Source organism: Kribbella sp. NBC_01245 (assembly GCF_036226525.1).
In the GTDB taxonomy this organism is placed as follows: domain Bacteria; phylum Actinomycetota; class Actinomycetes; order Propionibacteriales; family Kribbellaceae; genus Kribbella.
Window position 1 is genome coordinate 41,613 of sequence record NZ_CP108487.1, and the last position, 17,889, is coordinate 59,501.

The window sequence follows — 17,889 nt, forward strand, 5'->3', positions numbered from 1 at the left end:
TGGAGACTTCATTTGTTGGAAGGATGAAGTCCATGTCACGTCCGTCGTCGTATTCGCCCGAGATCCGTGAGCGCGCTGTTCGGATGGTTGTTGAGTCCAAGGCCGACTATGGCTCGGAGTTCGAGGCGATCAAGTCGGTCGCGTTGAAGCTGGGGATCGGGGCGCCGGAGACGCTGCGCAAGTGGGTCCGTCGTGCCGAGATCGATGCTGGGCAGCGTCCTGGTGTCACCACCTCGGAGTCGGACCAGCTGAAGGCACTGAAGCGGGAGAACGCCGAGCTGCGGCGGGCGAACGAGATCCTGAAATCTGCAGCGACTTTCTTCGCGGCGGAGCTCGACCGCCCACAGAAGTGATCGTGGCGTTCATCAACGATCACAAAGACCGGTTCGGGGTCGAGCCGATCTGCCGCGTGCTCACCGAGCATGGCTGCAAGATCGCCCCATCCACCTACTACGACAACCGGAATCGTCAACCCAGTAAGAAGAAACTCCGCGATGCCGAGTTGATCGCGGTGATCGAGAAGGTCCGCGCCGAGGTCCGGTTCGTGCGGTTGTTCGGAGCCGACAAACTCTGGCTGCATCTGCGTGGCCTGGGCCACGACGTGGCTCGCTGCACGGTGGAACGATTGATGACCCAGATGGGCATCAGTGGCGTGATCCGCGGCAAGAAGCCACGGACCACCATCGCTGACGAGTCCGCTCACCGGCCGCCCGATCTGGTCGATCGCCGGTTCGTCGCCTCAGCCCCGAACCGGTTGTGGGTCGCCGACTTCACCTACGTCGCGACCAGGACCGGCACGGTCTACGTCGCGCACATCGTGGACGTATTCTCCCGCCGGATCATCGGCTGGAAAGCAGCCACCACGATGACCACACCGCTGGTCCTGGACGCCCTCGAGATGGCGATGTGGACCCGCCGAACCGAAGGCACCACCGACCTGACCGGACTGGTCCACCACAACGACGCCGGCACCCAATACACCTCGATCACCTTCACCAAAGCCCTGCTCAACGCCGGAATCGACGCCTCGGTCGGATCGGTCGGCGACGCCTACGACAACGCCCTGGCCGAGACCCACATGGGCCTCTACAAGTCCGAACTGATCCACTCCTACGGCCCCTGGCAAGGCCTCCACGACGTCGAAGCAGCCACCTTGAACTGGGTCCACTGGTTCAACACCGCCCGCCCTCACGGATCGATCCAAGACCTCACACCGACCCAAGCCGAGCACACTCACTACACTCACCGAACCCGTCTCGCCGAGGCCGGTTAACACCTAACGAAGCCTCCGGACACGCTGGGGCGGCTCAGTTCGATCACACCAGGTTCTGAATGCTGGGTATTGTGCGCCCATGGAGCTGAGGCATCTCGAACACTTCGTCGCCGTTGCCGAGCAACGGCACTTCACGCGTGCCGCGGAGGTCATGTCGATCTCCCAATCCGGCCTGTCCGCCTCGATCCGCGCCCTCGAACGCGAGCTCCACGCATCACTCTTCGTCCGCAACACCCGCAGCGTCGAACTAACCGAAGCCGGCCGGGCGCTGTTGGTTGAAGGCCGCCGTACGCTCGCCAGCGCCGCCGCCGCCCGCGAGGCGGTTGCCGCCGTCCAAGGCCTCCTCCGCGGCTCGCTCTCGGTAGGCCTCGAGCAATGCCTCGGCGTGGTGAACGTCCCCGCCATCCTCGCCCAGTTCCGCGCGGCTCACCCCGGCGTCGAGATCTCCGTACGCCAAGGCGGCTCCACGCCCATGCTCGAAGAACTAGCCTCCGGCCGCCTAGACGTCGCCTTCGTCGCAACCGGCGGCGAACCCGTCCCCGACGTAACCCTCCGCCCCCTAACCTCTGAATCCATGGTCCTCGTCTGCCCACCCGACCACCGCCTAGCCGGCACCGGCCCCATCGCCCTCGAGAAACTGGCAGGCGAATCCTTCATCGGTTTCGACCCGAGCTGGGGTGCGCGAACGATCACCGATAGGGCATTCCACGCCGCCGGAATCGAATACCCCGTATCGCTTGAAGTCAACGACGTCCACACCCTGCTGGCCCTGGTAAGCCACGGCCTAGGCGTCGCCCTGGTCCCCGAACGCATAGCCGCCAAAAAAGGCTTCACCCACACCACAGTCCCCTTAGAACCGAACCAAGCCTCAGAGTGGCAAGTCTCCGTCGCCACCTCCCGCGAACCCACCATGAGCCTCGCCGCCACCACCCTCGTAGCCATGCTCAACCCCCAACTCCCCACCACCCTCACCTGCTAATCGCGCGGCTCAGAGGGGCGTGCAGTTCAGGGACCGCGCAGGCACCTCATTCCTGTAAGGATGTAGTGGCAGACAAGCCGAGGTGCTAGGGGGACTATGCGGTACTGGTGGGTTAACCAGGGTGACAGCTATAAGGAAGAAGCGGTGGCGCAAATCCTTTGGGCCCCTATTCTCAACAAGCGGGGCGGGCGGCAGTCTCACTGGGAGACGATGCTCGAGGTTCGACCCGAAGATGTGATCTTCCACTTCGCGGACAACCACATGCGAGCGGTCAGTCTTGTAGACACCCGGGCGGTTCCAAGCGGCAGGCCGCCAGACCTATCGGCACGCTGGACCAATGACGGCCGTCTTATTCGATCGGCGTATCGCATGCTGGAGACTCCGATCCCGCTTTCCGATTTTGCCGAGGACGATCGTAAGGCCAGGCCCGGCGGGCCATTCGATAAGAATGGGAACGTGAAGCAAGGCTATCTATATTATGTCGAGCCGGATCTCGGTGGCCGATTTGAATCGATGCTGGTTGGCCGCCAATTCCGTGACTCGGCGGATGCCTCGCCGGTACGTCTGACTCGAGCGGTGAAGCTACCGGCCGAACACTCGGCGCGTCATCTATTGCGCAAGTATTTAGGCGTAAGCCTTAAGGCGCCGGGCGGAATTTCGTGCGTCATTCGCTCAGTCGGAGAGTCGGCGGTGATGGCAACGATTAGTGGCTTAGCTCTTGATGTTGATGTCGAGATTGCGGTTGTTCAGGGTGCCCTCGACCAACTGGCTCAATCTGGGCAGGTGTCAATTGGTGGACAGGCGTTTGGCGACGGTTCGCCGCTCGTCGCAGCAGTCCTGCTGACGCTGCCGGGAGCTTTGGTTGAGGGCGTGCCGCCGGCTATTAGGATCTCGGCCGTCGCTCCGAGCGGCCGTAGCGCCGGGGATTCATCCTTTGATGGTGACCTTTCTCGTATTCGTTCTGTGTACACCCGTGGTGAGCAGCGGTCGCTCCGGCGCCGAATGTTCGGCGCGCCGTCATCCGCTCGTTGTGCGATCTGCGGCGAGAAATTCCCGGTTGGGCTACTTGTCGCGGCCCATATCAAGCGCCGCGCCGCATGTACGGACCTGGAGCGTCGAGCTCTTGACCGGATCGCGATGCCAGCCTGTGTTTTCGGCTGCGATGCATTATTTGAACTAGGATACCTGGCCGTCGCAGACGACGGAATTATCGTTCGTACTCAGGCAAGCTTCGTAACCGGAATTCTCTCGGATCGATTGAATGATCTTAGCGGCAAAGTCTGCATCGCATATTCGACGGCATCGGCGCCGTTCTTTGAATGGCATCTGGAGAACGTCCTAATTCCGGCAGTTGATTGAACCCCTTGGCAGGAAGACGATCGAGAGGATCTACGGCTGATGCCGACGGAGTTTGAGGCGAAGGTATTGGACGTTGATGTCGATGCTGTCGGCAAGGCGATCTCGGGGGCCGGCGGAGAACTGGTGGGGGAGGTGGGGATGCGGCGGTATGTGTATGACGTGGTGGTGGGGGATTTGTCGCGGTGGATTCGGCTTCGGGATAGCGGTCGCGAGGTGACGTTGGCGGTCAAGGAGATCGCGCATGACGGGATCGACGGGACTACGGAGACCGAGGTTGTGGTGGGGGACTTCGAGACGACGCATGCGTTGTTGGGGCGGATGGGGTTCGAGGCGAAGTCGTACCAGGAGACGCGGCGGACGAGTTATGCGTTGGCGGGGGCCAGGCTGGAGGTTGATCGGTGGCCGCGTATTCCGGCGTACCTCGAGATTGAGGGGGACTCGCGGGAACACGTGGTTCAGGTGGCCGGGTTGCTCGGGATCGACGAGTCGCGGTTGACCGGGGAGAACACGATCAAGGTGTACGCGCGGTATGGCATCGACCTGGAGGCGATCGCTGACCTTCGCTTCTGACGCCTGGCCGCCGAAAAGCGCGTAGGCGTCCACACGCCGGGAGGCGGGGTTGCAGGAAGCTGCAACCTTGAGGGGCGGGGTCGTGCGTATGGTTAGACGTTGGTGTTGGTGATGGTCTGGGTTGGGAGTTGGGTTTGAGCGGGCAGCAGCCTTATAACGCTTATCGGCCGCCGGCGGCTGGGACTGGGCGGAAGGGCGGTAGTGGGCGGAAGATCGGGCTCATCATCATCAGCCTAGTGTTGTTGACGTTTGGTGGGTGTACGGCTGGGTTGGTGTACCTGGGGAACAAGGTCGGCAACGATGCGTATGAGCCGTCGAAGCCGTCGGTGGTGGCGACGTTGAAGATCTCCGGGACTAGTAAGAAGGTCACGTTGAAGATCAATGGTGGGCCGCCTGGGTTCTCTAGTGGCGTGTCGGTTGTGCCGCCGTACCAGACCACGACTTCGGTTGCGCCGAATGCCAATGTGAATATGAGTGCGTTGAACGGTGGCAGTGAGAAGGGCACCATTACGTGCTCGATCATCGTCAACAAGAAGGTTGTGGCCACCAAGACCGCCAAGGGGCCGGCTGAGATGGCGAGCTGCAGTTACACCTACACGCCTGCTAAGTGACGCAAAGAGTCCACGCCTGCTAAGTGACGTAGGAGTCGAAGCGGGTGGCGATGTCTGGGGTTACTGGGGTGAGGATGTAGCCGGTTTCCGCGTCGCCCATTGCGCGTACGGCGGTGGGTTGGGCGGAGGCGTAGTGGGCGATGTAGGCGCAGACGATCGCGTCGATGGAGTCCTCGATCCGGGCGAGCTCGACCTTGCGCGTGGCGGACGAGGCTGCCGTACGGATGCGGTCCCAGTCCGCGCAGCCTGAGACGTCCAATGAAGGGAGACCCTCTAGGAGGTCGAGCAGGCGGAGGAGCTCGCTACGGCAGTACGACGCGTCACGCCCGGGTTTGTCCTTGTATTGCAGGATTTTCGGCAAACCGAAGAGCGCCACTATCGCCGGATGCGGATAGACCTCGACGGCCTGGCGCTCGACCCGCGTTCGATCGAGTCCACGCGAAGCCCGAGCTCAAGCGCGAGCCGGTAGGCCCGACCCCCACCGGCGAAATGCGGCAGGGCGAGGCTGGACGAGTGGCAGCCGGCGTTGTACTTGCCGAAGTACTTCGTCACCAGGCTTTCGCACGGCCGATTGCCCGACGCGTTCCGTACGACCAGAGGCGCGTCCATCGCGACGAGGCAAGGCCCGACCGTCCACGGGCGCAACCAGTCGAGGATCTCCTCGTCGGTACGCCGTTCCGTCGCCGCCAGCAGCCGGCCCGCCGAGTCGACGACGGCCAGCCCGGTGATCCCCTTCAGCCCCCAGGCGAGGTCAACTCCGACGAAGTGCACCGGCCAATGCTATGACTCAGCTTGCGTGATGCACGTCACGAGCGGTAATTCGGTCGACGGGTGTCACAAAATGGTGGGGTCCGGCGTCTTGTGGGCGACAGGGAAGAGACAGGAGCCGAGAAATGGGAAGTACGTTGAGCGGGGACGGGCGCCCGGTCCCGGCTACCGAGGCGTTTGTTGCTCATCGCAACCTTCTGTTCACGGTCGCGTACGAGATGCTCGGTTCGGCCGCCGACGCGGAGGACGTTCTGCAGGAGACCTGGCTGAAGTGGGCGGGGGTCGATCTCGACACGGTGAGGGATCAGCGGGCGTACCTCGTCCGGATCACCACTCGCCAGGCGCTCAATCGGCTGCGTACGCTCGGACGGCGCAAGGAGTCGTACGTCGGAACGTGGCTGCCCGAGCCGCTGTTGACCTCGCCCGACGTGGCGGACGATGTCGAGTTGGCAGACAGTATTTCGATGGCGATGCTGCTGGTGTTGGAGACGCTCGCGCCGACGGAGCGGGCGGTGTTCGTGCTGCGCGAGGTGTTCGATCTTGGGTACGACGAGATCGCGGAAGCCGTCGAGAAGACCCCGGCCGCCGTACGTCAGATCGCGCACCGAGCGCGGGCGCATGTCGCCGATCGCCGGCCGCGCGGAGTCGTTTCGCCGGCCGAGACCCGGGGTGCGCTTGAGGCGTTCCAACGGGCGGTCGATACGGGTGATCTGCAGAGTCTGCTCGACATCCTCGCGCCGGACGTCGTCTCCCTGAGCGACGGCGGCGGAGTCAAGCAGGCCGTGCTGCGGCCGATCGTTGGGGCCGACAAGGTGGCTCGCCTGCTGATCGCCGGCCTGGGCAAGGTCGGTGCCAGGGCGTCGCTCGAACCGGTACAGATCAACGGCTGCCCGGCCATGATCATGCGGCTCGACGGGGAGCTGGACGGCATCCTGGCGGTGCGAGTCGCGGGCGGCTTGATCACCGGCCTCTACTACGTCCGCAACCCCGAAAAGCTCTCACATGTGGAGCGCGAGACTGCCGTGAGCCGCTAAGGGTGGCGAGCGAACGGGCTATCGAACACGTGGCGTCCATGGTGCAAAGCGGCCGGGCGGTCGACGGGGACGTCCGGGTGACGCTCAACTTTCATCCCGATCGGCACAACGCCAACGGCCGGCTGATCCTGGATGCGCTCGCGGTTGAAGGCGTCTACGTGTCGCAGTTCGTGACGGGGACGAGTAACGGCGGGCTGACGGCGTACAGAGGTGGAGATCGCTGGCGTTGGGAGAGCCGGATCTTTGGTGGGGCCTACGACAACGCAAAGCCGGAGGACCGTCCGGTCTACGGCGCGTTGAACTTCCGTCGCAAGGTAGTCGGGGCGGCCCCACGGTTCGGCTCGGCACACCTCCGGCTCACGGCCGAGGTGGCACCACGGCTTCCGGTTGAGCGTGGAGAAGCTAAAGCGCCACCCGGACTATCGCGGCCAGGAGTACGTCGACCTGGGCGTCGCGATCGCGGTCGTCGGCTGGCTGGATCCGCTCGTCATCGGCACCGCCGTACGGTCCGGCAAGTATGAAGCGCAAGACCTGAAGAAGGTCTGGCACTACCTCGCGCGGTTCAGCTGATTTTCCAGAGGATTACGTCGTGGCAGTGTTTGGCTTTGTCGTTGCCGCGGAACGCGACCTCGTACGAACGGCCGCCGGCCTGTACGGCGATTTCCGAGGTGGACGCCCATTTGCCGAACACCGACTTGTCCGAGATGAACGAGACGCTCTGCACCTTCGAATACGGGATCGACGTCAACGCCATCCGCTTCCCGGCGAACGAGTTGTCCTGGATGATCACGCGCCGGTCGGTCAGGCCGATGAACCCGGTGCCGGTGCCGATCGCGTCGTACACCGCGATCACGGTCTCACCCTGCAGCAGGCCGGAGACGACCTTGTCGAACTGGTCCTTCTTGTCATAAACGGGCTGATTCACAGAGTTCCTCTCGGGAATGGGTGAAACGCTCGCGGGCTACGATCGGTTCACATGTGGATACCACCGTTGCCGCGCGCACTTCAGTGGGATCACAACGCCTACTACCACCGATGGTTGCTCGACCAGATTCCGCGCCACGGCGGCCGGATGCTCGACGTCGGCTGCGGCCACGGCGTCCTGGCGCGCCACCTTAGCGAGCGCGCGGACCACGTCGACGCCATCGACGCATCGCCCGACATGATCGACCAGGCGAAGAACCTCAGCCCGTCCCAGGCCAACATCCGCTGGATCCTCGGCGACGTACTGCAAGCCGATCTTCACCCCGACGGGTACGACGTCGTCACGGCCGTTTCGAGCCTGCACCACCTCCCGTTGCGAGAGGGGTTGCAGCGCCTCGCTGGGCTGGTCCGGCCGAACGGCGTACTCGTGGTGATCGGTCATTCCCAGGGCGCGACGCCTGCCGACCGGGCGCTCGAGGTGGTGAACCTGGCCGGGAATGCGGCCATGGGGGCATACCTGGCGGTGCGCGGAAGGGCCGGGAAGCCGCACGACGACGGCATGCCGATCAAGGAACCGTCCGACACCCTCGCGGAGATCCAGCAGGAGGCGGCCGCCCAGATGCCCGGCGTGCGGATTCGGCGTCGGTTGTACTGGCGATATTCGTTGCTCTGGCGGCGTCCCGGCGGGACATACTGACGAGATGACCAGCACCGACGGGGAGCACTTCGGCTCGTTCAAGACCGCGGATATCGACCGGCAGGACGCGGCCCGGCTCGCGTTCGTACTCGACGCCATCGCGGCCAAACCGGCCGTCCAGACCCTCAAGGCGTGGGCCCTCGCGGCGCTGGCGCCGAAGCCCGGCGAGTTCGCGCTCGACGTCGGATCCGGTACGGGCGAGGACACCGTCGCCTTGTACGCAATCACCGGTCGCGCGGTCGGCGTCGAGCCGAGCCCGGGCCTACGCGCCGAGGCCGCTCAACGCGCTGGTCAAGGCGAGGTCGAGTACGTCGAGGGCGACGCGACGGACTTGCCGTACGACGACGCGACGTTCGACGTGATCCGGTGCGAACGCGTCTTGCAGCATGTCGGCGAGCCGGCCCGCGCCGTCGCGGAGATGGCCCGCGTACTCAAACCCGGCGGCCGGATCGCGTTGATCGACACCGACTGGCAGACGGCGATCATGCACCCGGCCGATCCCGACGTGATCGGCCGGATCAGCGCCCACCTCATGAGCCAATCTGCGAATCCGTTCGCCGGCCGCCAACTGCGCGGGCTGCTCGTCGACGCCGGTCTGACGATCGAGGGCGAGACGGCTGCCACCTGGATCGAGCCACAGGAAGGCGCGAACGAGGGGTTTCTCCAGGCGATGATCCCGACGTCGGTCGCGGCCGGAGCGATCACCGCCGAGGAGGCCGAGGCGTTCCAGACCGCGATGACCGAGGCGGCCGCGCGCGGGGCGTTCCACTTCTCACTCACCATGTACGGCGTGACCGGGACCAAGCCGTCCAGATGACCGCGGCCGTCCACCACATCGAGCTCTGGGTCCCGGATTTGGCCGAGGCCGTCGCGTCCTGGGGCTGGCTCCTCGGCGAACTCGGCTGGACCGACTTCCAGGATTGGCCAGCCGGTCATTCGTGGCGAGCCTCCGACGGCACCTACCTGGTGGTCGAGCAGAGTCCCGCGATGACCGGCGCCAACCACGACCGGACCAGGCCCGGCCTCAACCACCTCGCCTTGAATGCGGCGTCTCGCGCTCAGGTCGACGCGATCGTGGAGAAGGCCGGGGCCAACGGCTGGACCTTGATGTTCGCCGACAAGCATCCGCATGCGGGCGGTCCCGATCACTACGCGGCCTTCCTGCACAACCACGCGGGTTACGAGGCGGAGATCGTCAGTCCTTAGGTGCCAGCTTGTGGACCACGACGCCGGACTTGAACGTCGTACTGCCGAGGTGCTTGAAGTGCGTGATGTCGAGCCCGTCGAGCAGACGGCTGCCGCTGCCGGCGATGACCGGGAAGAACCAGAAATGGAACTCGTCCACCAGCTTCGCGTCCAGGAGCGCCTTCGAGAACGAGCCGGTGCCGTACTTCAGCAGGTTCAGCCCGTCCTGCGCCTTCAGCTCACGGACGGCCTCGACGGCGTCGCCGGGAAGGACGGTCGAGTTCCACTCGAGGTCTTTCAGCGTGGTCGTGGCGACGTGCTTGGGCATCGCGTTGATGCGATCGGTGAAGGGGTCGCCACTGCGGGACATCCAGGCCGGGGCAAAGCCCTCGTAGGTCTCGCGGCCGAGGACCAGGGCGTCAGCGCCGAAGAGCAGCTCGCCGGCGTAGTTGGCGTACTCGTCGTCGAAGTAATCCAGACTCCAGTTCTGCGGGTCGTCGATGGTGCCGTCGAGGGTGACGTACGTGGACTCGATGAGCTTCCTCATGATGATCTCCAGATCTCGGTTTGAACTTCAGGGTGTGTACGGATTGTTGTTGCGTGCTGCTCGTAGTGCGTAAGCCCACCAGGAGAGTTGGTCCAGGGTGGTCTTGACCGCGGCCTCGTAGTCCGCGGAGGGGCGGGGCCAGCTGCCATCGGCGGCGAACCGGTCCCAGTAGCTCGGCAAACCGACGTGGCTGCCGATTGTTACGGCGTGCAGTTCGGTGAAGACGAGCCGCAGCTGGGCGACGGCTTGCTGCCCGCCGGACTCTCTGCCGTACGACACGAACGTGACGGGTTTTGCGTGCCACTCCTGGTAGTACCAGTCGATGGCGGTCTTGAGTGGTGCCGGGAAACTCCCGTTGTACTCGGGGGTGACCACGACGAAGGCATCTGCCGCGGCGAGTCGTGGGGCTAGAGCCGCGACTGGTTTTGGCAGTGGGTCGCCGAGGTCGGTGAGTTCGGCCGGGAGGCGGGTATCGGCGAGGTCGATCAGGTCGATCTCGAGATCACGCCGGCGCTTCGCCCGATCGGTGAACCAGTCGGCCACGGTCGGTCCGAACCGCCCGGTGCGGGTGCTGCCGACGATGATCGCCAACCGCAGTTTGTCTGTCTCGGTCATCTCGGTGCCTCCTTCCCGGTTCGTTGGGACAACCATGCCGCCCCCGACTGACGGTTTCCTTACAACCCACCTACGGCCGTTCACTCAGACCCGAAAGCCCACCGATGGCGACGGCGGGTGGTCGCCATATGGGCCTGCGGTCGGGCCCGGACGCGGACGCGGCCATAACTCCGGTTTTCGCCGGGTTGAAGCGCTTCACCCGCGAGTTGCGGCTGCGTGGCGGCCCATTAACCCATCGAGTCGTGGCCTTTTGCGGTTGGCAAGGCCTTTCCCGCACCACAATCCACGCCTCGACGCCCGCCGACGGCTGCGCACGCATCTTCCCGAGCGGACTGGACGTTTTCCGGGCCGGAAAACGTCCAGTCCGCTCGGGAGGCGGCCGAATTCGGGGTCAAGCAGGCCGCCCGGGCAGTGGCTGGCCACGCCGACGGTGGGTTACCACCCCGGAATGGCGGTTTCGAGGGGTCGTTGCAACACCGGGTTGGTTTCTAGGTGGTGAGTAGATCACGTAGGCGTTCGGCTGGGGTGTCCCAGTCGAGCGTTTTGCGTGGTCGCCCGTTGAGTTCTTGGGCGACGTGTTCGAGGTCTTCGGGTCCGTGGATGCTCAGGTCGGTGCCCTTGGGGAAGTACTGGCGCAGTAGTCCGTTGGTGTTTTCGTTGGTGCCGCGCTGCCAGGGGGAGTGCGGGTCGCAGAAGTAGACGGCCATGTCGGTGGCGATGGAGAACTGTTTGTGTTTGGCCATTTCGCAGCCCTGGTCCCAGGTCAGCGAGCCGCGCAGATGGCCGGGCAGGGTTTTCATCGTCGCGATGAGACCGTCGCGGACCTGTTCGGCGTCGTGGCCGCCGGGCAGGTGGACCAGCATCGTGTAGCGGGTGGTGCGTTCGACCAGGGTGGCGATCGCGGACCGGTTGTTCTCGCCCATGATCAGGTCGCCTTCCCAGTGGCCGGGAACCGCGCGATCGTCGGCCTCGGCGGGCCGCTCGGAGATCATGATCATCTCCTCGACGAACCGGTGCTGGCGCTGGCCGGGCTGGCGTTGTGGTTTGCGGCGGGTCCGTCCGGTGCGCAGCGCGGTCTGGACTTCGCGTTTGAGGCCGCCGCGGGCCTGGAAGTAGAGCGCCTTGTAGATCGTCTCGTGGCTCACGCGCATGCTCTCGTCGTCGGGGAAGTCCTTGACGAGCCTGTTCGAAATCTGCTCCGGCGACAACTTCCGCTCCAGACCCAGCTCGACCTGCTCACGCAACGCGGGATCGGTGACCAGCTTTGAGGTCTTGGGCCGGGCCCTGGCGGCCGCAGCGTCGCGGTGGGCCTGGTGGGGCAGGTAGGTTCCTTCAACACTGTGGGCGCGGATCTCACGAGAGACTGTGGACTTGTCCTTGCCGATGCCGGCCGCGATCGCGGTCAAGGTGAGTTTGTTGACCCGCCCATCGGCGATCGCCAGCCGCTGGTCCAGGCACAGGTAACGGTCGCTGATCACCGCGTCAGCTGATGGGGTCATGGAAGTGGAGTATCGGGTTGTGGTGCCGTAGTCCACGACCCGCCCATCGGGATAGACCCGCGTGTTGCCCACCCTGCGGACCCCGTGATGCCAGTCCCGCGCAGTACCCGGATGCACGCCCACCTCCTTGGCTGCGCGCGTGATGGACCAGCCCGCCTCCAGCAACTCCTCGAGGCGGACCCTGGCCTGGGTCTTGCGTTTCACGGCCCGCACCGCGGGAACCAGCCCGGCCACGACAAGGATCCGCCGGGCAGTGTCATGCCTCAACCCGCAGGCCGAACCCGCGCCAGTGATGTTCCCCGATTCCTTGAACACCGCGATGACCTGCTCCCGCAACGCATCAGTGATCACCGTGCGCGGACGCGAACCACGGCCACGAGCCCGCAAGATCTCATAGCCACGACCACGCCCGATCCCCAACGACTCACACGCAGCCGCTACCCCGACCCCCGAATCCACCAGCCGCAACAAGGCAGCACCGTGACGCTCGTTGTCCTCCACAAACGACATAACCATCACAACTCCTCAAATCGAGGTGTTGCAACAACCACGTGAACCCGCCAATCCGAGGTGGGAACCCACGCCCGCAATGGCTAGCCCCTCGCAAGCCCAGACCCATGCGGCACGCGAAGACCTATGCGCAATCGCAGACGTCGGCGAAACGGGATGGCCTGGAACCCGGTCAGACCTCACTCGTCCCCCTGAATAGCCCGCTGTCCTTGGTCGGTTCGGGTCGGGTCAAGGGCGCGTCAGCGTCGGCGCTAGCCGATGAAGCCCTTGACGCGGCCCGGACCGGCCTGACAATTCGGAAGAACTCAGGGGGACGGGTGTAACCGAAAACCCGGCCAAAAGTCATACCTGGCAGGCGTTTAGCGTTGATTCGTCCGAATCCGCCCGCCCACGCCAGCGACCAATCGACCCGCCGTACGAAGGGGCGAGCGGATGCAGACGAATCAACGCAGGGGGCGGGCCGCTCAACGCGGGTGTGGGCCGGCCCGCGCGATCTGGGGACGCCCGACGGAACCTGGGACGCTCGACGGAACCCGGGCGCGCTGGCGGGACGGGTTTCGGCGAATGCAGGCGGGAGTTGTCGATCTGGGGAGGGGCGTTCGTGTAGTGGGTAACCGGACGAGATGGAGGCGGAGATGGCGCGGGTTTGTGTGGTTGAGAGTGTGTCGTTGGATGGTGTGATGCAGGGGCTGGGTGGGCCGGATGAGGACACTCGGGGCGGGTTCACGCGGGGTGGGTGGGGGCAGGCCTATTCGGATGACGTCGCGCTGGAAGAGGCCGGTAAGGGGATGGGGGATACGACCGCGATGCTGTTCGGGCGGTTGACGTATCTGAAGATGGCCGCGTTCTGGCCGCATCAGACTGACGGGAACCCGTTTACCGCGCTGCTCGACAAGACGCCGAAGTACGTCGTCTCGAAGACCCTGGCCGAGCCATTGGAGTGGCAGAACACATTCCGTCTCGACGGCCTCACCGAGGTGGCTCGGCTGAGGGCGGAACTGGAGGGCAATATCGTCGTGCTCGGCAGTGGTGAGCTGGTGCGCGCCCTCGCCGCGGAACGACTGGTCGACCAGTACTCGCTTTCCATCCATCCAATCGTGCTCGGCGGCGGTACCCGGCTGTTCCCGGACCAGGGTGTGTTCGACGAGTTCCGCCTGGTCAGGTCGGTGCCTACGTCAACGGGCGTCATCATCGCCACCTACGAACGCCGGTCCGAGACAGAACGTCGGTCCGAGACAGACAGTTCCGAGTAGCGAATCGGCCGCGAGACAGGAGCTGGGTGGACCTTGCGGGGTTAGGGTGCGGGCATGCGGTTTGGCGTGCTCGGGCCGGTGGCCGTGTGGACCGATGACGGTCGCCCGGTCGCTATTCCCGGGGTGAAGGTCCGGGCGTTGCTGGCCGATCTCCTCGTCCACGAAGGCAAGCCGGTCTCGGCTGACCGATTGGTCGAGGACATCTGGGGTGACGACCAGCCGGCCAATCCCATCGGGACTCTGCAGGTCAAGGCTTCCCAACTCCGCCGGGCGCTCGAAGACGCGGAGCCAGGCGGCCGCGAGTTGATCGTCTCCGGTCCCGCGGGCTACTCGATCAGGGCGGAGACCGACGCCGGCCAATTCCAGACGCTCCTGGATCAGGGTCGCCCGGCCGAGGCTGAGGCTCTTTGGCGCGGTCCGGCGTACGCCGATTTCGCCGACGAGGAGTTCGCCCGGGCCGCGATCACCCGGCTGACCGAGCAACGGCTCACCGCGCACGAGGAGCAAGCCGAAACAAGGCTCAACCAAGGCGACCATCACCGCCTCGCGGACGAATTAGCGAGCCTCGTCGCGGCCAATCCGCTGCGCGAGCGCTTGCGGGCGATTCACCTCAAGGCGTTGTACCGCGCGGGCCGCCAAGCCGAGGCGCTCGCCGGGTACGACCAGTTGCGCGAGCTCCTCGCCGACGAACTCGGGCTGGACCCGAGCCCCGCCCTGGCCGAACTCCACCAGGCCCTACTCACCCAAGACCCGGTCCTGGTTCAAGACAGGGGGCAAGACGCCCCAACCAGGCGGCGTACGAGCAATTTGCCGGCGCAGCGGTCCGAGTTGATCGGGCGGGATGACGCCGTCGCCGACATCCGGGCCCAACTCGCAAAGCACCGCCTGGTTACGTTGACCGGACCCGGGGGAGTCGGCAAGACCCGATTGGCATTAGCGATCGCGACAGCCGACGAGCAGACCTTCCCGGACGGCGTACGTTGGATCGAGCTCGCCGCCGTCGAAGCCCCCGACGCCCTAGACGCCACGGCCTCGCTGATCGAGGTGATCCTGACCGCACTCGGCGTCCGCGAGACAGCTGGTACGGCGAACGAGCGTCTCGCCGCCGCGGTCCAGTCGCGCGAACTCCTACTGGTCCTGGACAACTGCGAGCACCTCATCGACCAAGTCGCCGAGATCGCCGACTCGTTGCTCCAGGCAACATCCACGATCAAGCTACTGGCGACCAGCCGGGAACCCCTCGCCTTGCCCGACGAAGTCGTCTGGAACGTCCCACCCCTCGACCTCCCCACCGCCGACGACCTCGCCAGCCTGAACGAATCCGGCGCAGTCCAACTATTCACCGCCCGAGCAAAAGCCGCAGACCGCTCCTTCGCCCTCAACGACACCTCAGCCGCAGCCGTGTCGACAGTCTGCCGCCGCCTAGACGGCATCCCCTTCGCACTCGAACTAGCCGCTAACCGAGTACGCGCCCTCGGCGTGCAGGGCCTAGTCGACCGCCTCGACGACCGCTTCCGCCTACTAGCCACCGGCCATCGCGGCGCAGCTCCCCGCCAGCAAACCCTGCTCGCGATGATCGACTGGAGCTGGGAGTTACTCACCGACGTCGAACGCGCCACCCTCCGCCGCCTCGCACTACACGTCGACGGCTGTACGACGCACGCGGCCGAGGCCATCGGCGGCGACGCGGACGTACTCGGCCGGCTCGTGGACAGGTCGTTGGTAGTCCCAGTCCACCAGCCGAACGGCCCGCGCTTCCACCTGCTCGAGTCGATCGCGGCGTACGGCGTCGAGCGTTTGCATGAAGCAGGCGAGTACGACGAAATCCGCGCGGCCCACCATCGGTATTACCTCGAGCAGGCCGAACGCAACGCCGAAGAGCTGTACGGCGCCGGCCAGCATCGCGCGCTGACGTGGTTCGACGCCGAGGCGGGCAATCTCCGTAGCGCGCTCGACGGCGCCGTGGCCGACGGCGATGCCGACCAGGCGCTACGACTGGTCGACGCCCTCGCCTGGTACTGGTTCCTCCGCGGCCGCATAACCACCGCGCGACAGTCCATCGCGGCGGCCCTCGCAACCAACGGCGCATCCATAAAGGCGAGAGCGCGAGCCTGGGAAGCCGGATTCGCTGTAATACAAGGCGAAGACGCCACGGCCGACCTGTCCGACCTCACTGGCAAGGAGCGAGCCCGCGCCGAGTGGTTCCTGGCCTACACAAGGACGGACCTGGGCGACGTGGACGGCGCCGACGAGCTGCTCGCCAGCGCACTACGCACCTTCCAGGACACCGGCGACCGCTGGGGCGAAGCCGCCGTACTCGCATCCCGCGCCAAACTCGCGCACGTCCGCGGCGACCTGGCCGCCATCGAACGCGACGGCCAACGCAGCCTCGACCTCTTCACCGAGGTGGGCGACCTCTGGGGCCGGCTCCAAGCCACCGAATGGCTGGGCGCCCGCGCCGAACTCGTCGGTGAACACGACGCCGCGGCCAAGCTCTACACCGAGGGCCTGCAAATGGCCGAGGAGCTGGGCCTCTGGCCGGAGGTGGCCGGCCGGCTCGGATTCCTCGGCTGGAACGACCTACAGCGAGGTGACTACGAGAAGGCTGAGCAGTACGGCGAACAGGCCTTGCGCCTCGCGGCCGAACACGGTCAGCTGGCCGACCAGGTACTCGCCCGGATCGTGCTGGCCTTCGCAGCCCGCCGGCTCGGCGACCTGCCAACGGCCGCGACCCGTTTGCGCAATCTGATCGAAGGCGCGCCGGACAACGCGCTCTACCTGGGCATCGTCCAGATCGAACTCGGCTATGTCCTTGACCTGCAAGGCGATCTGGCCCAGGCGGCGGCCTGTCGCGAGATCGCCTACCAGCACGCCGTGGACGCCGAATCCCCACGCGGCCAGGCTTTTGTGCTCGAGGGCCTGGCCAATACGGCATCCCTTGCCGGACACAACGAAGTCGCCGCCGAGTTGCTCGGGGCAACCAACGTCGCGCGCCAGGACCTGGAAATCCCACGCTCGTTGCCGGAACAGGCGGATTTCGACCAGACGACCGAACGGGTGCGAGCGGCTCTTGGTGACAGCGAATTCGAAGCGCGATTTGTTGCCGGAAGCAAGCACAAACTGGTGGATGCTTGGCAGCTGACTCGAGGCATAGGGTGGAACGCATGAGCAGAGTGCTGATCACCAACGACGACGGAATCGCCGCGCCCGGGCTGCGGCATCTCGCGCTCGCGGCGGTCGAGGCCGGCCATGAGGTGGTCGTTGCCGCACCCGCCACGGAGGCCAGCGGTATGGGCACGGCCCTGACCGCGTATACCGACAGCGACCGGGTGGTGGTCGAACGGCAGCAGCTCGACGGCCTGGCCGACCTCCCGTCGTACGGCGTGGCGGCCTCACCGAGCTACATCGTGATCATGGCGATGGCCGGCGCTTTCGGGGAGGTGCCGGACGTCGTGTTCTCCGGGATCAACCGAGGCGCGAATGCCGGTCGCGCCGTGCTGCACTCGGGCACGGTCGGAGCGGCCTTCGCGGCGGCGACGTACCGGGTGCCCGCGCTGGCGGTCTCGCTCGACGTGCTTTCGCCACTCGATCCGGCCAGTGGTGGCAATCGGCTGACGGTGCTGGATAGCATGGCCGACGCATCGCACAACTGGGCCTCCGCCGCGGCGTACATCCGCGACGTACTGCCCGGTCTGCGCGACGGTTGGGTGCTCAACCTGAACGTGCCCGATCTGCCGGCGGACAAGATCCTCGGCCTGAAGAAGGCGACGCTGGCCGAATTCGGTCAGGTGCAGATGGCGATCGCCGAGACCGGGAGCGACTTCGTCCGGGTGGCGCTCGAGGAGCATGGCGGTCAGCATGCGAGCGGCAGCGATCTGGCGTGGCTGCGCGACGGCTACGCCACCTACACCGCCGTCCGTGCCGTCGGCGTCGACGAGGGATTCAACCTGCCCTGAGGACACGTCGGTCGCGCTGCCGTACCACTTGCTGGACGGTAGCCTCGAAAGGCCTCCCATCTGTGTCCGGTCTCCGACTGGGTGTGACATATTTCAGGCAAGCAGGTGT

The 17,889-nt window shown here is 65.5% G+C and carries 19 protein-coding genes, 1 pseudogene and 1 other annotated feature; of the genes and pseudogenes, 14 read left to right on the forward strand and 6 right to left on the reverse strand.

All coding sequences use genetic code 11. The annotated features are described in order from the left end of the window. Nucleotides 1–32 precede the first annotated feature (32 nt). The 5 genes from OG394_RS00160 to OG394_RS00180 all read left to right on the forward strand — a co-directional run bounded on the left by OG394_RS00160 (nucleotide 33) and on the right by OG394_RS00180 (nucleotide 4,792). A protein-coding gene (locus OG394_RS00160) for an IS3 family transposase (RefSeq protein ID WP_328989085.1) occupies nucleotides 33–1,273 on the forward strand; the annotation gives its coding sequence in 2 pieces (ribosomal slippage) (nucleotides 33–315 and nucleotides 315–1,273; 1,242 coding nt in all). Next, nucleotides 311–442, forward strand: a sequence feature (AL1L pseudoknot). Its footprint overlaps the gene before it by 132 nt. A gap of 79 nt (nucleotides 1,274–1,352) precedes the next feature. Continuing rightward, complete coding sequence (locus OG394_RS00165) at nucleotides 1,353–2,252, forward strand: LysR family transcriptional regulator (protein ID WP_328992628.1); 900 nt, start codon at nucleotides 1,353–1,355, stop codon at nucleotides 2,250–2,252. A gap of 96 nt (nucleotides 2,253–2,348) precedes the next feature. After that, the gene (locus OG394_RS00170; protein ID WP_328992629.1) at nucleotides 2,349–3,611 is read left to right on the forward strand and encodes a hypothetical protein; all 1,263 of its coding nucleotides are present in this window, start codon (nucleotides 2,349–2,351) and stop codon (nucleotides 3,609–3,611) included. A gap of 39 nt (nucleotides 3,612–3,650) precedes the next feature. Beyond that, on the forward strand, nucleotides 3,651–4,181 hold the full coding sequence (locus OG394_RS00175; protein ID WP_328992630.1) for a class IV adenylate cyclase: 531 nt from the start codon (nucleotides 3,651–3,653) through the stop codon (nucleotides 4,179–4,181). A gap of 236 nt (nucleotides 4,182–4,417) precedes the next feature. Beyond that, a complete protein-coding gene (locus OG394_RS00180; RefSeq protein WP_328992631.1) occupies nucleotides 4,418–4,792 on the forward strand; it encodes a hypothetical protein in 375 nt (124 codons plus the stop codon). 19 nt (nucleotides 4,793–4,811) lie between these two features. On the opposite strand, the gene OG394_RS00185 is transcribed toward OG394_RS00180, so the two are convergent. Both OG394_RS00185 and OG394_RS00190 read right to left on the reverse strand, forming a co-directional pair. Next, on the reverse strand, nucleotides 4,812–5,168 hold the full coding sequence (locus OG394_RS00185) for a DUF429 domain-containing protein (RefSeq protein ID WP_328992632.1): 357 nt from the start codon (nucleotides 5,166–5,168) through the stop codon (nucleotides 4,812–4,814). After that, nucleotides 5,168–5,563 (reverse strand): DUF429 domain-containing protein, encoded by a 396-nt coding sequence (locus OG394_RS00190; protein WP_328992633.1) that lies wholly within the window; start codon nucleotides 5,561–5,563, stop codon nucleotides 5,168–5,170. The genes OG394_RS00185 and OG394_RS00190 overlap by 1 nt, the downstream gene beginning before the upstream one ends. A 122-nt stretch (nucleotides 5,564–5,685) precedes the next feature. On the opposite strand from OG394_RS00190, the gene OG394_RS00195 reads away from it, so the two are divergent. From OG394_RS00195 to OG394_RS00205, 3 genes and pseudogenes are all read left to right on the forward strand, one after another. Beyond that, on the forward strand, nucleotides 5,686–6,594 hold the full coding sequence (locus OG394_RS00195; RefSeq protein WP_328992634.1) for an RNA polymerase sigma-70 factor: 909 nt from the start codon (nucleotides 5,686–5,688) through the stop codon (nucleotides 6,592–6,594). A gap of 38 nt (nucleotides 6,595–6,632) precedes the next feature. Beyond that, nucleotides 6,633–6,914 (forward strand): annotated as a pseudogene (locus OG394_RS00200) (DUF3626 domain-containing protein); the annotation flags it as partial. Nucleotides 6,915–6,987: 73 nt separating this feature from the next. After that, a complete protein-coding gene (locus tag OG394_RS00205; protein WP_328996930.1) occupies nucleotides 6,988–7,164 on the forward strand; it encodes a hypothetical protein in 177 nt (58 codons plus the stop codon). On the opposite strand, the gene OG394_RS00210 is transcribed toward OG394_RS00205, so the two are convergent. Continuing rightward, nucleotides 7,157–7,519: a PH domain-containing protein gene (locus OG394_RS00210; protein WP_328992635.1), complete on the reverse strand. Its 363-nt coding sequence runs from the start codon at nucleotides 7,517–7,519 to the stop codon at nucleotides 7,157–7,159. The genes OG394_RS00205 and OG394_RS00210 overlap by 8 nt on opposite strands. Before the next feature lie 51 nt (nucleotides 7,520–7,570). Between OG394_RS00210 and OG394_RS00215 the strand changes: the two genes are divergently transcribed. From OG394_RS00215 to OG394_RS00225, 3 genes are read left to right on the forward strand one after another with little or no spacing between them, the layout of a single operon-like run. Further along, nucleotides 7,571–8,215, forward strand: coding sequence for a class I SAM-dependent methyltransferase (locus OG394_RS00215; RefSeq protein ID WP_328992636.1), 645 nt, complete (start codon nucleotides 7,571–7,573; stop codon nucleotides 8,213–8,215). Nucleotides 8,216–8,219: 4 nt separating this feature from the next. After that, nucleotides 8,220–9,032 carry a methyltransferase domain-containing protein gene (locus OG394_RS00220; RefSeq protein WP_328992637.1) on the forward strand — a complete coding sequence of 271 codons (813 nt, stop codon included), beginning with the start codon at nucleotides 8,220–8,222 and terminating at the stop codon, nucleotides 9,030–9,032. Continuing rightward, complete coding sequence (locus tag OG394_RS00225) at nucleotides 9,029–9,421, forward strand: VOC family protein (RefSeq protein ID WP_328992638.1); 393 nt, start codon at nucleotides 9,029–9,031, stop codon at nucleotides 9,419–9,421. Before OG394_RS00220 ends, OG394_RS00225 begins: the two co-directional genes overlap by 4 nt. On the opposite strand, the gene OG394_RS00230 is transcribed toward OG394_RS00225, so the two are convergent. The 3 genes from OG394_RS00230 to OG394_RS00240 all read right to left on the reverse strand — a co-directional run bounded on the left by OG394_RS00230 (nucleotide 9,411) and on the right by OG394_RS00240 (nucleotide 12,205). After that, nucleotides 9,411–9,947 carry a dihydrofolate reductase family protein gene (locus OG394_RS00230; protein WP_328992639.1) on the reverse strand — a complete coding sequence of 179 codons (537 nt, stop codon included), beginning with the start codon at nucleotides 9,945–9,947 and terminating at the stop codon, nucleotides 9,411–9,413. The two genes, OG394_RS00225 and OG394_RS00230, sit on opposite strands and share 11 nt — an antisense overlap. Before the next feature lie 27 nt (nucleotides 9,948–9,974). Beyond that, nucleotides 9,975–10,562, reverse strand: coding sequence for an NADPH-dependent FMN reductase (locus tag OG394_RS00235; protein ID WP_328992640.1), 588 nt, complete (start codon nucleotides 10,560–10,562; stop codon nucleotides 9,975–9,977). A gap of 488 nt (nucleotides 10,563–11,050) precedes the next feature. Beyond that, nucleotides 11,051–12,205 carry an IS30 family transposase gene (locus OG394_RS00240; protein ID WP_442914290.1) on the reverse strand — a complete coding sequence of 385 codons (1,155 nt, stop codon included), beginning with the start codon at nucleotides 12,203–12,205 and terminating at the stop codon, nucleotides 11,051–11,053. A 1,001-nt stretch (nucleotides 12,206–13,206) separates the two neighbouring features. Here OG394_RS00240 and OG394_RS00245 point away from each other — a divergent pair. Genes OG394_RS00245 through surE form a run of 3 tightly spaced genes read left to right on the forward strand, consistent with a single transcriptional unit; the run spans nucleotide 13,207 to nucleotide 17,780 of the window. Next, complete coding sequence (locus OG394_RS00245) at nucleotides 13,207–13,824, forward strand: dihydrofolate reductase family protein (RefSeq protein ID WP_328992641.1); 618 nt, start codon at nucleotides 13,207–13,209, stop codon at nucleotides 13,822–13,824. Nucleotides 13,825–13,878: 54 nt separating this feature from the next. After that, a complete protein-coding gene (locus OG394_RS00250) occupies nucleotides 13,879–16,992 on the forward strand; it encodes a BTAD domain-containing putative transcriptional regulator (RefSeq protein WP_328992642.1) in 3,114 nt (1,037 codons plus the stop codon). Continuing rightward, a complete protein-coding gene (gene surE / locus OG394_RS00255; RefSeq protein WP_328992643.1) occupies nucleotides 16,989–17,780 on the forward strand; it encodes a 5'/3'-nucleotidase SurE in 792 nt (263 codons plus the stop codon). Before OG394_RS00250 ends, surE begins: the two co-directional genes overlap by 4 nt. The last annotated feature ends 109 nt before the right edge of the window (nucleotides 17,781–17,889 follow it).

What these genes read in the sequence shown, in the direction of transcription:
- OG394_RS00165 (WP_328992628.1), top strand. Translation starts at nt 1,353, where the DNA reads ATGGAGCTGAGGCATCTCGAACACTTCGTCGCCGTTGCCGAGCAACGG.
- OG394_RS00170 (WP_328992629.1), top strand. Translation starts at nt 2,349, where the DNA reads ATGCGGTACTGGTGGGTTAACCAGGGTGACAGCTATAAGGAAGAAGCG.
- OG394_RS00175 (WP_328992630.1), top strand. Translation starts at nt 3,651, where the DNA reads ATGCCGACGGAGTTTGAGGCGAAGGTATTGGACGTTGATGTCGATGCT.
- OG394_RS00195 (WP_328992634.1), top strand. Translation starts at nt 5,686, where the DNA reads ATGGGAAGTACGTTGAGCGGGGACGGGCGCCCGGTCCCGGCTACCGAG.
- OG394_RS00215 (WP_328992636.1), top strand. Translation starts at nt 7,571, where the DNA reads ATGTGGATACCACCGTTGCCGCGCGCACTTCAGTGGGATCACAACGCC.
- OG394_RS00220 (WP_328992637.1), top strand. Translation starts at nt 8,220, where the DNA reads ATGACCAGCACCGACGGGGAGCACTTCGGCTCGTTCAAGACCGCGGAT.
- OG394_RS00225 (WP_328992638.1), top strand. Translation starts at nt 9,029, where the DNA reads ATGACCGCGGCCGTCCACCACATCGAGCTCTGGGTCCCGGATTTGGCC.
- OG394_RS00230 (WP_328992639.1), bottom strand. Translation starts at nt 9,947, where the DNA reads ATGAGGAAGCTCATCGAGTCCACGTACGTCACCCTCGACGGCACCATC.
- OG394_RS00235 (WP_328992640.1), bottom strand. Translation starts at nt 10,562, where the DNA reads ATGACCGAGACAGACAAACTGCGGTTGGCGATCATCGTCGGCAGCACC.
- OG394_RS00245 (WP_328992641.1), top strand. Translation starts at nt 13,207, where the DNA reads ATGGCGCGGGTTTGTGTGGTTGAGAGTGTGTCGTTGGATGGTGTGATG.
- OG394_RS00250 (WP_328992642.1), top strand. Translation starts at nt 13,879, where the DNA reads ATGCGGTTTGGCGTGCTCGGGCCGGTGGCCGTGTGGACCGATGACGGT.
- surE (WP_328992643.1), top strand. Translation starts at nt 16,989, where the DNA reads ATGAGCAGAGTGCTGATCACCAACGACGACGGAATCGCCGCGCCCGGG.